Source organism: Candidatus Baltobacteraceae bacterium (assembly GCA_036488875.1).
Lineage (GTDB): Bacteria > Vulcanimicrobiota > Vulcanimicrobiia > Vulcanimicrobiales > Vulcanimicrobiaceae > JAFAHZ01.
In genome coordinates this window covers 177,153-190,222 of record DASXGW010000003.1, presented here as the reverse complement: position 1 = coordinate 190,222, position 13,070 = coordinate 177,153, and the positions used below count along the sequence as shown (strand labels likewise).

Annotated in this window: 11 protein-coding genes; 4 read left to right on the top strand and 7 right to left on the bottom strand. The window is 62.8% G+C overall.

The features are described 5' to 3' along the window. Positions 1–462, bottom strand: coding sequence for a hypothetical protein (locus tag VGG89_05225; GenBank protein ID HEY1975919.1), 462 nt, complete (start codon positions 460–462; stop codon positions 1–3). 79 nt (positions 463–541) lie between these two features. On the opposite strand from VGG89_05225, the gene VGG89_05220 reads away from it, so the two are divergent. The 3 genes from VGG89_05220 to VGG89_05210 are packed head-to-tail and all read left to right on the top strand — an operon-like array spanning position 542 to position 5,336. Then, a complete protein-coding gene (locus VGG89_05220) occupies positions 542–1,576 on the top strand; it encodes a hypothetical protein (GenBank protein HEY1975918.1) in 1,035 nt (344 codons plus the stop codon). Then, positions 1,573–3,111 (top strand): glycosyltransferase family 39 protein, encoded by a 1,539-nt coding sequence (locus tag VGG89_05215; GenBank protein ID HEY1975917.1) that lies wholly within the window; start codon positions 1,573–1,575, stop codon positions 3,109–3,111. The genes VGG89_05220 and VGG89_05215 overlap by 4 nt, the downstream gene beginning before the upstream one ends. 35 nt (positions 3,112–3,146) lie before the next feature. Next, entirely contained in the window at positions 3,147–5,336 is a 2,190-nt protein-coding gene (locus tag VGG89_05210) for a type II secretion system protein (GenBank protein ID HEY1975916.1), read from the top strand. A 3-nt stretch (positions 5,337–5,339) separates the two neighbouring features. Here VGG89_05210 and VGG89_05205 read toward each other — a convergent pair whose 3' ends face one another. The 3 genes from VGG89_05205 to VGG89_05195 all read right to left on the bottom strand — a co-directional run bounded on the left by VGG89_05205 (position 5,340) and on the right by VGG89_05195 (position 9,420). Next, positions 5,340–6,317: a hypothetical protein gene (locus VGG89_05205; GenBank protein HEY1975915.1), complete on the bottom strand. Its 978-nt coding sequence runs from the start codon at positions 6,315–6,317 to the stop codon at positions 5,340–5,342. A gap of 102 nt (positions 6,318–6,419) precedes the next feature. Continuing rightward, positions 6,420–7,148: an SDR family oxidoreductase gene (locus VGG89_05200; protein HEY1975914.1), complete on the bottom strand. Its 729-nt coding sequence runs from the start codon at positions 7,146–7,148 to the stop codon at positions 6,420–6,422. Beyond that, the gene (locus VGG89_05195) at positions 7,138–9,420 is read right to left on the bottom strand and encodes a bifunctional salicylyl-CoA 5-hydroxylase/oxidoreductase (protein HEY1975913.1); all 2,283 of its coding nucleotides are present in this window, start codon (positions 9,418–9,420) and stop codon (positions 7,138–7,140) included. Before VGG89_05195 ends, VGG89_05200 begins: the two co-directional genes overlap by 11 nt. Positions 9,421–9,437: 17 nt before the next feature. On the opposite strand from VGG89_05195, the gene VGG89_05190 reads away from it, so the two are divergent. Beyond that, the gene (locus VGG89_05190) at positions 9,438–10,202 is read left to right on the top strand and encodes a retropepsin-like aspartic protease (protein ID HEY1975912.1); all 765 of its coding nucleotides are present in this window, start codon (positions 9,438–9,440) and stop codon (positions 10,200–10,202) included. 1 nt (position 10,203) lies between these two features. Here VGG89_05190 and VGG89_05185 read toward each other — a convergent pair whose 3' ends face one another. From VGG89_05185 to VGG89_05175, 3 genes are all read right to left on the bottom strand, one after another. After that, positions 10,204–10,707 (bottom strand): hypothetical protein, encoded by a 504-nt coding sequence (locus VGG89_05185; protein ID HEY1975911.1) that lies wholly within the window; start codon positions 10,705–10,707, stop codon positions 10,204–10,206. A gap of 160 nt (positions 10,708–10,867) precedes the next feature. Beyond that, on the bottom strand, positions 10,868–11,530 hold the full coding sequence (locus VGG89_05180) for a class I SAM-dependent methyltransferase (GenBank protein ID HEY1975910.1): 663 nt from the start codon (positions 11,528–11,530) through the stop codon (positions 10,868–10,870). Further along, positions 11,527–13,050 carry an NAD(P)/FAD-dependent oxidoreductase gene (locus VGG89_05175; protein HEY1975909.1) on the bottom strand — a complete coding sequence of 508 codons (1,524 nt, stop codon included), beginning with the start codon at positions 13,048–13,050 and terminating at the stop codon, positions 11,527–11,529. The genes VGG89_05180 and VGG89_05175 overlap by 4 nt, the downstream gene beginning before the upstream one ends. Positions 13,051–13,070 lie beyond the last annotated feature (20 nt).

Sequence of the window (13,070 nt, the reverse complement as noted above, 5' to 3'; positions counted from 1 at the left end):
CTAGCGGATGTGGAAGGGCATGTCTTCTTCGACGGCGACGCCGGCGCTGTTGCGTGCGATCACACGCAGTCGATAGTCGCGAATGAAGATGGGCGGCACGTCGAGGACGTCAACCTTGAACGCGAACTTCCCAAAATCGGTGCGAGGGACGTTGATGGAAAAGAGGTTCGTGCGTACTTCGACCGACGCGACGTTCGTGCTGGTTAAAACGCTGCCCCTCCAAAAATCCAGGCATTCGCCGCGTGCTTGCCGGCACAAGTCCAGCGTATTGAAATGCATGCCTTTTATCTGCGGCGGCGCGTCATTTGGTGCGACGATCGGTTCCCGAGCCGCTCGAAGATGCTCGATTGACCCACTGAACGCTACCGGGCCTACGGAAACGTTGTCCGGCACGGGCGGCGGCGGGGACGCGCATGCGGCGGCGCACAGCAACGAGAGGCAGGCCACGAGCACGCGAGTCATTGCGGTCCTGGTCTGACCGAAGTTCGCCTTTTCCTGCCTAGCAAGGACGCGCCGAACGCCGTCACTAAAGGCTTCGCCAATGCAGCAGGAGCGGGCAGTACCACGCAGCCTCGGCTTCGATTATGCCGTCGGAGCGTGCAGCGTCTGGATTGCAAGCGGCTTCTTCCTCGACGCCTGGGCCCATGGTCACGTTCCCGTCGAGTCGTTCTTTACGCCGTATCACGGCGTGTTCTACTCGGGCATGCTGGCGATGATCGTCGTGCTCGCCGTGTTTATCGCGCGCAATCGCCTGCGCGGATATCGTTGGATCGATACCGTCCCGCGCCCATATCGTCTCGCGCTGCTCGGGATTCCGATCTTCATCGTCGCAGGCATCGGCGATATGATGTGGCACCTTATCCTGGGTATCGAAGAGGGCGTCGACGCGCTCTTGAGCCCGACGCATCAAGCGTTGGGGCTCGGCATTTTCTTTCTGTCGAGCGGCCCGATCCGCTCAGTGATCGCCGACCGCACGCCGGCAACGTTCGCTCGGCAACTGCCGCTCGCGCTCGGATTAGCGACCTGGCTCATCCTCGTGCACTTCGGAACCGCGTACGCGTTCGATCCCGCAGCCGGCCGCACCAACGCGCCGCCGCCGATCGCACCGTTTCAAGCGTCCTACTTTACCGCACTTGCCTTCGGCTATTACAAAGTGTCGCTCGGCGTGCTGGTCGTGATCTTCCAAAGCAGCGTGATGGCCGGACTCGGGCTCTGGGCCGCAGTTCGCACGCGGCTGAAGTTCGGCACGCTCACCATTCTGTATTTGCTCGGCAATATTCCGGCGGCCGCGGCCTTTACCAACCAAACGCCGTTGCTGCTCGTGACCGTCGCGCAATCGTTGTGCGCCGGCATCGTCGCCGACGCGTTCGTGGCGCGCTACGATCCGCAGCCGCGGCGCAACACCTTTCTCTGGTTCGCGGCGCTCGTGCCGATGACGTACATCGGCGTCTATCTCGTCGCGACATTGCTGGCCGACGGCCTCTGGTGGGATTGGAACATCGCGCTGGGCGCATGGTTGTGGTCGGGAGTCTGCGGGTTCGCGCTCGGATTGCTTGGGAGCGCGCGGCGCGCATGATCGAAGGCATCCTCGGGATCGTAGCCGAGATGCTGCATCTCGGCACGGCGTGGCGATACGGCTACTTTCGCGACGAGCTCTACTTCATCGCCTGTTCGAAGCACCTGGCGTGGGGCTACGTCGATCAGCCGCCGCTCGTTGCGCTTGCGGCCTTGCTCTCCATGCCGACGGGATACGAACTCACGGCGCTGCGGATTCTGCCCATCGTCGCCGCAGCGCTGACCGTGTTTTTCGCCGTCGCGATGACCAACGAGCTCGGCGGCGGCCGCTTCGCGCAAATCCTTACCGGCCTTGCAACGATGCTCGCGCCGGCGTATCTGCTGCTCGGCAACACGTTAACGACGTCGTCGTTCGAGCCGCTCACCTGGACGTTGCTCGTCTACGCGTGCATTCGTCTCGTCAGCAACATCGTGCGGCAAGACACGTTGCACACGCAGCAATGGTGGATGGCCGCCGCGGGCGCGGTGGTACTCGGCGGGTACGCGAAGTACTCCATCGCGCTGCTGGCCGTCGCCTTACTGGCCGGGCTGTCGTTGACGCGCGAGCGGCGGGTCCTCAACACGCCGTGGCTAGCAATCGCGACCTTGACCGCGATCCTGGCGCTGCTGCCCAACATCTTGTGGCAAGCCTCCCACGGCTGGCCGATCGTCACCGTTCTCCAGGGCGACGCGTCGCATCGGCCCACCTTCCAAAACGGCGTCGCGCTAGAATACGTCAGTTTCTGGACCAACGCACGCGCCTTTGCGCTCGAGCAACTGCTCTATCTCAATCCCGTTTCGGCGCCGATTTGGATCGCCGGCCTGTGCGCGCCGTTCGTGCTTTCGCGCGTGCGCGACATGCGATTCGTCACCTATGCCTATATCTTCGTCTTCATCGTCGCGGCAGCGCTCAACGCCAAAGGCTATTACATCGTCGGCATGTACGCATCGCTCTTTGCCTTCGGCGCGATCGTGATCGAGCGCGCGGCCGTCGCGTTTCGGTACGCGCAGCTCGGCGCGGTGATCGCCGTCGGAATCCTTGCGATGCCGCTCTCGCTGCCGATTCTGCCGGTCGACGCGCTCGTCACGTACAGTCAACGCCTCGGACTCACCGGATCCAACGGGACGCCGGCACATCTGGTGCAGCCGGTATTCGCCGAAGAGTTCGGCTGGGGGCGCCTGGCGCACGACGTGGCCGTACAGTATTTCAAACTGCCGCTCGACGTTCGCCGGCGCACGGCGATTTACGCCGACACGTACGGTGATGCCGGCGCGCTCGATTTCTTCGGCCAGCGATACGGATTGCCGACGGTCATCTCGAGTCAGAACAACTACTATCTGTGGGGCATCCACGGCTATGACGGCTCGACGATGCTTGCGATCGGTGCGTCGCGCATCGACATTTTGCGCAAGTACTACCGCAACGTCACCCTGGTCGCGACGTCGTCCGAGCCGTATCGCTGGGTGGTCGAGGGTCCGGCGCCGATTTACCTCTGCCGCGACCCGGTCGCACCGCTTTCCCAGATCTGGCCGCACCTGCGCTGGTACGGCGCTTAGCCTCGCCGGGCTGATTGCGGGCACCTTCTCGTGGTATGCGAGAAGGTCAACGCGGTTTCACGCTGATCGAAACAATCGTCGCGTGTGCGATCGTCGCGACGCTGCTGGTCGCCGGCGGCTTCTGGATGATGGGACTGCATCCGGGGGCGCTCGCGCAAGCCACAAACGATTACGACGCGGCAATGAGTACTGCGCGTGCGCTGGCGGCGACGTCGTCGAACGGAGCGACCCTCGTCTTCGCGCCGATTACCGGCCGCAGCGGCTTTACACTGCGCGTCTACGCCGGCCGTCCGAGTGCGACCAACGCCGTACAGCCCACGACCGCGATGCCGGTCACGAGCGATGCGAGCATTTCCGAGAAGTCGCTAGGCGCGCCCCCGTTCGCGATCTTCTTCGGCGCGTCTGGACACGTCAGCGGTAAGCCTGCGTATCCCACGGTCGATGCGAACGGAAACGCGACGTTTACCTCGATCGCGGCCGAGCCGGCGTGTCCGACGGGCGGGTTCGTGTTAACGTTCTCCGCGCCGTCGGGTGCGACCGCAACCCGCACCTTGGCCTGCACGTCGAGCGTGGCGAGCGCACCCGGATTACCGAATCCGTCGCCGACGCCGAACGTTCCGATCGTAACCCCGGCAGCGTTGGTCTATCATTGGCCCGCTGACGCGCAGCAAACGTTCGTCGCGACCGAATGGGGATACACCCACTGGTTTGCGGCGACGGGCTTTGCGTGCGGAAGCGGCGTCGCGGCGTTTCCCAACGTCCTGCCGTCGCCGTACTCGCCGGCGTATTCGGCCGCCGAGGCCAAAGCAACGCCCACTCCGCCGCCGAGCACGCCATATTCGTACCCGAACTCGTCGGACAGCATGAACGATGCACCCGCGGCCTTTCCGCTCGATCCCGCCGGTGAAGGACTCTGCACCGCGACGATTGCCGACGATTACGGACAGCAGGCGGATACGAGCGTACAAGTCATGGGCTGGCTCTCGGCGGCGTACGGCGCAAAGACGTACACCCATCTCAGCTCGCCGATGTCGCTGCCGAGCACTGATTTTCCCACGAAGGGCAGCGCGGTGACGATTCCACTATCAAAGACGTACGATAGCGAAGCGTTGGTACCGGCAGTGTCGTTGGATGCGGCGTGCTCGCCCTACGTCAAGGCGTCGGCGGCAAGCGGAACGACCCCGGGTGCGCCATCGTCGAAACCGGCGACGGCGAGCATCACGCTGCTGCTGGTCACCGTGCCCGGATCGCCGATCGACTGCGGCGGAACGATTTACGATCAGTATCCCGGATCGCAGCGCGGTGAAGGCATCGCGTTCAACGCGAACATCGGCAGCGCTGAGGTCGACACCTGGCCGCGCGCGGTACGCTATCCGATGCCGGGATTTGCGGTCGGTCCCTGCGCGATCGATCAGCCGCGCGCGTACACGAACGATACGTTCGGAACGCCCGACGCGAGCGACACGGCGCCATTCTCAAATCAAGGCTCAACTGGACCATACGGCACCGACAGCAACGGATGCATGGTGTACAACAAGGGTCAAAGTGGCGAAGCAGCCGTCGATATGAAGTTCGGCACGGGCAAGTCAGTCAGCGTTTTGGTGAACGAGGTGGGCTACTCAGGCAGTTTCTTGACCTCGCGCGTGTCCGATCAGATCTTTTGTCCCTCGAACTCGCTCTCTTGGTCATGGCAGGGCAATAGCGCCGCGGGGCCGACCGCGAGCCTGATTGGGTCCGCGGAGGCATCACAGTCACAATGCTACTTTGCTCTCACGGACAGTAACGGAACGGTAAGTTCGACAAACACGATTGCCGCAGAGGTTATCCAGCCTTGCGCGAGTGGTAGCGTTTGCTACGCCGAAGCGATCGGTCAATGGTGGAAGTACGATAACAGCAGTAATCCTATCGCCTGCGGCAACAATAACTGTATCACATACTACTACGCCGATGAGGTATACAAATACAGCCCGAGTGCGGGAACGTGGAGCACTTGGCAAAACCGCGAGACCCCGACATATGATAGCGCGGGCCGGCAAACCGGCTGCGCAACGGTTCCCTACAATATCAATTTCACTGCCGATGTCTATACCGGGTCGACTGGAGAGGATGATTACCCGCTGTTGGCCTGGACGCCTACATCTTCTTTGACCCTCGGCGAAAGCACACTACCTGCCAATGTAAAGGCAGGCTGCACGTTCGACCAGGGTGCAGGCTATGGCGGTTGATACCTAAGGCCAGCTTGGATACAATCGGTCTTTCCAGTTGCGGGGATCTCGCGGATACTCGCCGTTGCTAATCCAGACGTCTTGCGGTCTTCCATTTATCAGAGCTTGGTTGAGCGCAGCCACCCAGCGCGAGCGTGGATCAGCGGAGTAGCTGAGCGTTCCTGCGACGCCGACTTCGAAAGCGCCGGCGAGCTTCATTAAGCTTAAGGCGCAGTCTTTATCTCCTGAAGGCTGGAATACGAAACCGCTTGTGATATTTGCGTTGCCGTCCCAAGGATGGAAATGCGGCGAACGCACCTCCCTAATTTGGGCGCGATTGTTTTCCGTTAGCCATTCGTCGACGACCGCCGGGTCGAGATTCCATTTGGCGCGATACGAGTCGAAGGCGCGGATGCAGGGCTTCTCCCAGTGGGATATCGTCACCAAACGGTAGTCGGTGCTGCGTTCCGGCGAGGGAAACGTAATTTGCGGAATCGGCGGCAAGCAGCGCGCGCCCGCGGGAACCTTTCCTGGCGGATAGAGCGTCGGACAAGGCGTCGGCGCGAGCAGATGCTGCGAGCCGCCCTTAAGCCAAATCTGGTCGTGAATCGTTGGGCGTGTAAGATCGCTCGGATCGTCGCTGCCGATGACGAGCAAATAGTGTCCCGCAGGCGCCCTAAAGGAAAATCTCCCATCGACTTGCGTTTTGACGGTGGCGAGCGCGTTCGGACACACGAGCGTCTCGTGCTGCTTCCACGGCTTCTGAGTCTTGGAGGCCCATGGAACGTTCGGCTCCGCACGGCACGGCTTCCACGGTTCCAGCGCAACGCGTACGCCGCGTAACGGTTTGCCCGACGGATCGTCGACGAGTTTTCCCCACGCGGTTGTCACGGTTGCATCCGTGACCATCGACGGTACTGCCGGTGTTGCCGGCGTAGAGCTTTGGCACGCTGAAAGCGCGCTAATACCAAGCAATACGAAGAGATACACCCGACCCTTCATTGCTACTCCCTTACCGTGCGAAGATGCGCCTGCCCTTCGACTTCGCGCCCTTTGGGCGCTACGCTCAGGATGACAGTGGCGGAGCTGTCGCGTGAGTGGCGACTAAACCAGTACGTTCCCGGGGACGACCATGGCTGCGCCGTTATGGTCGCCGGTGACGAACTCCAGCGTCGCTTCGGCGACCTCGTCGACGGTCGCGATGCGTCCGCCGGGGTTGGTGCTCGCGAGGCGTTCGCGCGCTTCTTCTGCCGTACAGCCGGTGAACTTCTTGATGTTCTCGAGGGCCTTGCGCATCATGTCGGTCTCGGTGTAGCCCGGACACACGACGTTGGCGGTGACGCCCGTGCCTTCGAACTCGGCCGCGATCGAGCGCGTGAATCCTACGACCGCGTGTTTGCTCGCGCAATACGCCGAGACGTAGGGGGCGCCCCCCAATCCCGCGACGCTCGCAACGTTGACGATGCGTCCCCACTTGGCGATCAGCATATCCTCGACGGCCTCGCGCGTGCACAGAAACGTCCCAGTGACGTTGGTCGCCATGATGCGTTCCCACATTGCCAGACCCGTGCGCATGAGCGGTGCGGATTCGGCGATGCCGGAGTTGTTGACGAGAATCTCGATCGGTCCGTTCTTCTCGCGGCAGGCTTCGAAGGCGCGACGGACTTGATCTTCGTTCGTGACGTCGGCCGACGCGCCGGCGTGTTCGTGCACCGTGCGGCTGACGATGCTAATCCGCGCGCCGCGTTCGGCCAACGCCTTGGCGATTGCCTGGCCGATGCCCCGGCCGCCGCCCGTCACCAGCGCGTGTTTGCCGGCAATCTCAGATGGCATGCGTCAATCCTTGTTCCTTGGCGCGCTGCACGAGCCGTTCGAGCTGTTGTTTTCCGGGCACGTACTGCACCGGCCACGGCGCCTGCTCGTAACCCAACTGCGCCGCCGCGTGCAAGGTCCAGAACGGATCGGCGAGATGCGGGCGTCCGAGCGCGACCAAGTCGGCGCGGCCGGCGGCGAGAATCGCGTTGACTTGATCGGCTTCGGTGATGTTGCCGACCGCCATCGTGGCAATGCCGATCTCGTTGCGAATGCGATCGGCGTACGGCGTTTGAAACATCCGGCCGTAGACGGGTTTGGCGTCGGGCGAGGTTTGCCCGGTCGAAACGTCGATGAGGTCCGCACCCGCCGCCTTGAACGCGCGTGCGATTTCGACGGAATCGGCGCCGCCGACGCCGCCGTCGACCCAATCGGTTGCCGAAATGCGCACCGACATCGGACGCTCTTGCGGCCATACCGCGCGCATCGCCGCGAATATTTCTAACGGATAGCGCAGCCGGTTCTCCAGCGACCCGCCGTATTCGTCGGTGCGATGGTTGCGCAGCGGCGTGATAAACGACGACAACAAGTAGCCGTGCGCGCAGTGCAGCTCGACCATGTCGAAGCCGGCCTCGACGCCCATTTGGGTCGCGCGCACGAACGCGCGCAGAATCTCGTCCATCTCCGAGCGGCTGAGCTCGCGCGGCACTTGATGGCTTTGCGCGTACGGAACGGCCGACGGGCCGACCACCGGCCAGTTGCCGGCCTCGAGCGGTTCGTCCATGCCCTCCCACATGAGCTTGGTCGAGCCTTTCGGTCCGGAATGGCCCAGCTGCAGGCAGATCTTCGCATTGGAAAACTCGTGCACGAAATGCACGATGCGCTTCCAAGCCGGAACGTGCTCGTCGAGATACATGCCGGTGCACCCGGGAGAGATGCGGCCGTCGCGCGTCACGCACGTCATCTCGGTAAAGACCAACCCCGCCCCACCAAGCGCTCGCGTGCCGAGATGCACCATGTGGAAGTCGTTGGGAAAACCGTCGACCGCGCTGTACATATCCATGGGTGACACGACAACGCGGTTGCGCAGTTCGAGGCCACGCAAAGCAATGGGCGTGAACATCGGTGGAACTCGCCCTTCGGTTACGTTCTCACCGGCGAACCAGCGTTCCACTGCCTCGACATAGGTTGTATCGCGCAGGCGCAGGTTTTCGTGACCGATCCGCTGGCTGCGCGTCAACAGACTGTACGCGAACTGCTCGGCAGGCAAGCTGGCGTAGCGAGCGACGTTTTCGAACCACTCCGTCGAGTTGCGTGCGGCGTTCTGAAGTTTCAGCACTTCAAGCCGCCGAGCGCTAACGTACTCCTCGAGCGCGACGCCGAGGTCCCGCCGCGAGGTCAGGGCGTCGGCGAGGCCGATGGCGTCTTCCATCGCTAGCTTGGTTCCCGAGCCGACCGAGAAGTGGGCCGTGTGCGCCGCATCGCCCAACAGGACCACATTTTCATGGATCCAGCTCGCATTGCTCACGCGGGTGAAGTTGAGCCAGTCGCGGCCGCGCAGGTGCGCGGAGTTGGCCATCAGCGTGTGGCCCCCGAGGTACTGTCCGAACAGCCGCTGGCAGAACGCGATCGTCTCGTCCGTGCCGGCCGAGTCGAGACCGTGCGCGAGCCAGGTCTCCTCACGGCACTCGACGATGAACGTGCTCAGCTGCTCGTCGAACCGATAGGCGTGCACGGTGAACCAGCCGTGCTCGGTCTCCTCGAAAAGGAACGTAAACGCGTCGATCGGCCAGGTCGTTCCCAGCCAAACGAACCGGCAGAGGCGCTTGTCGAGATCGGGCTGGAACGTCGCCGCGTACGTTTGGCGAACGCGGCTGTTGATACCGTCGGCGCCGACGAGCAGATCGCAGTCGCGATACTTCTCGATGTCGTCGGCTTCGGTTTGGAAAGCGACGTCGACGCCGACCCCGGCCGCGCGTTCTTGCAGAATCTGCAGCAGCCGTTTGCGCGCGATACCGGAGAAGCCGTGGCCGCCCGACGTGATCTTGCGGCCCTTGAAAAAGATGTCGATGTCGTCCCAGTGGGCGAAGGCCTGCGTGATCGCGCGGTGCGTCGGCTCGTCGGCGACGCGCAGATTATCCAAGGTCGCGTCCGAGAAGACCACGCCCCAGCCGAACGTGTCGAGAGGCCGGTTGCGCTCGACGACGCGGATCTTCCAGTCCGGGAAGCGCTGCTTGACGAGGAGGCTGAAATACAGCCCCGCGGGTCCGCCGCCGATACAGTTGAGGTGCATGGGGTATGCGGGGAGTTATGAGAGCCGCGGTTTTCGCCCTTTTTCTCTTGGGAGCCACGGCGCCGGTCGTGATCGGCAGCGGCCTCGACGGAACGCGCGCGACGATTCCGGTTCAGGTCGACGGGCGCACGGAGCGTTGCGTGATCGACACCGGTGCGTCGGTCATGCTGCTTTCCGCGGATGCCGCGCGCAACGCGGGCCTGCAGTTCGGCGCGCCGCTCGAAGAGATCGCACCCGACGGGCGGCGCTACGCCGACTATCAGACGACCATCACCGATTTCACGGCAGGATCGTATACCGCTCACGGCATGCCGGCGCGGATTTCGTCGAATTTGCCGAGCAACGTCATCCTCTGCGGCTACGATTTTCTGTCGCGCGTCCCGACCTTGATCGATCGCGATCATAACCAGGTGACGCTCTTCCCTGCGACCGCCGCGGTCGATCGCATGCACTGCGAGCCGGTCGATCTGACGCCGCGGGTTCCACTTGGCTCGATCGACGTCAACGGCACGAAAATCGGCAACGTCGTGCTCGATTCCGGCGCGACCGGCGGCGGCGTGCTCTGGAGCGGCGCCGGATCGAACCTCACGCCGGCGCAATACGGCATGAGTTGCGGCCAAAATGCCGGTATCGCGTTCTACGACGGCGGTCCCGTCGCCCAACTGCAGCTGTGCACCTCGCCGCAGCGACCCGATGGCTACAACGGCCTCGTCGAAACGAACCTACCGACCGTGCATCAAATCGCGATCGATTACCCGAATCGCCGGATGTGTTTCCAATAGCCTAGTGCGCGAAGCGTTTGTACGCAGTCCATCCAAAGTATGCCATGAAAACCCCCCGAACAATATTTGTTTCCAGAATTCCGGGAGGATACGGATTACCGGAGGCATCGTTCGGGTCGATCGCGACGCTGATATTGTGCCCGGGCCGATTCGGATCGAATGTCCCATAAGCGCCGTTGTGCGTACCGGCAAACTTCCACCATTGCAACTGCATAGTTACGCCGCCCTTAATGAGTTCATCCCACACTCCAGCAAAATATCCACCGCTCGTGTAGGCGCCATCGATCTGCGATTCCAACCCCTCGCTTCCCGGAGGGAAGAACACAATCGTGACGCCGTGCGCGTCGGTCACCGGGGCCTTCTTCAACGCCGTCGCGGATGGCGTTGGGACGACAGGCGGCGCGGCGTAGGGCTGTCCTTGGGGAATCGGCGGCCACGGCGAGTCAGCGGCAACCGCCGTCAGCGGAAATATAAAAAGCAAAAGGCCTGTCAAGAGTAAGCGCATGCGCTCTCGTTTCGCGTTGGATTCGCCTGCCCCTCGACTTCGTTATCCTGAGCGAGCGAAGCATGTCCGCCGCCCGGCGAGCATGAAGTAATCACAGACTGGGCGCGAGTAGAGCGACACGTCGCCCATGAGTGCGTCTTTCTCCAAAGCGTTTCCAAGATTAGCGCTTGCGGGCGATCAGAATGCCGTCGCAGATCGGGACGAGCGAGACTTCCACGCGATCGTCGTTGGCGGCGCGAACGCTCACGTTACGGAGTGCGCACGTGTCGGCGTCGTTGACGGACGAGTTCGCGACTCTTCCGCTCCAGAGTACGTTATCGACCAAGATTAGCCCGCCCGGACGGACGAGCTGCAGACAGTACTCAAAATACTTGGCGACGTTCTCCTTATCGGCGTCGATGAACGCCATGTCGAACGGCTCGGTTTTTTCACCAACGATTCGTTCGAGCGTTTCCAGCGCGGGCGCAAGGCGCAGGTCGATCTTGCCGGCTACGCCTGCTTGCTCCCAATACCGGCGAGCGACCGACGTATACTCTTCGCTGACGTCGCAGGCGACGATCCGGCCGTCCGACGGCAGCGCGAGCGCCATCGCTAACGTGCTGTAGCCGGTGAATACGCCGATCTCCAAATAGCGCCGGGCGCCGATAATATGCGCAAGCAGCGCCATGAACTGCGCTTGATCGGGACCGATTTGCATCTGCGCGTTGGAGCGGTGCGACGTCTCCTCACGCAGCGCGCGCTGAATCGCCGTCTCGTGCACGGTCTGTGACAGGATGTACTCTTGCACCGATTGGTCGATGAAATCGCTCTTGCCTACGGTCATGCTCCTACCTTCTGTCGCAGATCGTGGTGAATGGCTGCGGCGGCGCGTTTGCCGGGGAAGCCGCTGACGCAGCCGCCGGGATGCGCGCCCGAACCGCAGAGATAGAGATTCTCGATCGGCGTGCGCGTGGCGAAGCGATCTTCGAAGATCTGTCCCGGCAGCAACTCGCCGTGGAAAATGTGCCCGCCGATCAAACCGAAGCGCCGCTCGAGATCGGGAGCCGCAAGGATGACGCGGTGTTCGATGGCGTTGGGAAGATTCGGCGCAAAGCGTCCGAGGATTTCGACGATCGAATCGGCGGCCGACTCGCGCGCGTTCGGCGACCAGCCGTCGGGGCGATCGCACGGAAACCACTGCGCGAAAATCGAGAGAATGTGTTTGCCCGGGGGAGCGAGCGACGGATCCGTCGGCGTTTGCAGGAAACATTCGATCAACGGTTCCTTGCTTACCCCGCCGGCGCGCGCGTCTTCGTAGGCGCGCTGCAAATACTCGATGGTCGGGGCGACGTGAATCGTCGCGCGATGATGCGGCTGCGGATTGGTTCCCGGACGCGCCGTAAAGTTCGGCAGTTCGCCCAGCGCGAGGTTGAGCTTGAGCGACGGTCCGACGGTTTTCCAACCCAAGACTTTGTCCACGAGGTCAAGCGGGAGTTGGCCGCCGTCGAGCAAGTCGAGAAATGTCGTGCGCGGATGGGCGTTGGAAGCGACGGCTTTGGCGGCGATTTCGGTGCCGTCGTCGAGCACCACGCCGATCGCGCGCTCGCCGAAGGTGAGCACCTTGGCGACGCGACGGCCACTAACGATTTTAGCGCCGTGGGCGCGCGCAGCCGACGCAATTGCGCCGGTCACCGAGCCCATGCCGCCGCGCACGAACGCCCACGCGCCCTGAATGCCCAACACGCGTCCCGCAAGATGGTGCGCCAGCACGTATCCCGTGCCGGGATCGCGCGGACCGAGGTACGTGCCGATCAATCCGTCGTTGACGAGCTCGGCTTGAAGTACGGGCGTCTTGACGTACTTCTCGACAAGTTCGGCTGCCGAACCGCGCAGCAGCGCCTGCGTATCGCCGTCAAAGTTATCGAAGCACGGCTCCGGATCGGAGAACGAATCGAACAGCGCTTTGCCGGCGCGATCGGTGACGTCGCCGTATGCTTGAAACCCCGCGACGTCGGACGGATCGAAAGCCGCAATCTCGCGCGCGTTGGCGGCGCCGTCGCTGCCTAGCAGCAGCGATCGTCCGTCGAGCAATGGTGTAAACGCGTAGGGATCTTTGCGATAGAACTCGAGGCCGTACGAACGCAGCCCGAGCTCTTCGATCAGCCACGGATCGAACGTGCTGAGCACGTACGACGCCATCGACAGCGTGTAGCCCGGCCACACGTCGGTTTGGCTGACGGCCGCCCCGCCGATCTCGGGCTCACGCTCGAAGACGGCCACCGACCGGCCGGACTTGGCTAAGAGCGCCGCACAGACCAGACCGTTATGCCCGGCGCCGATGACGACGACGTCATAGGTTTCCATAGCACCCCTATACTATTAGT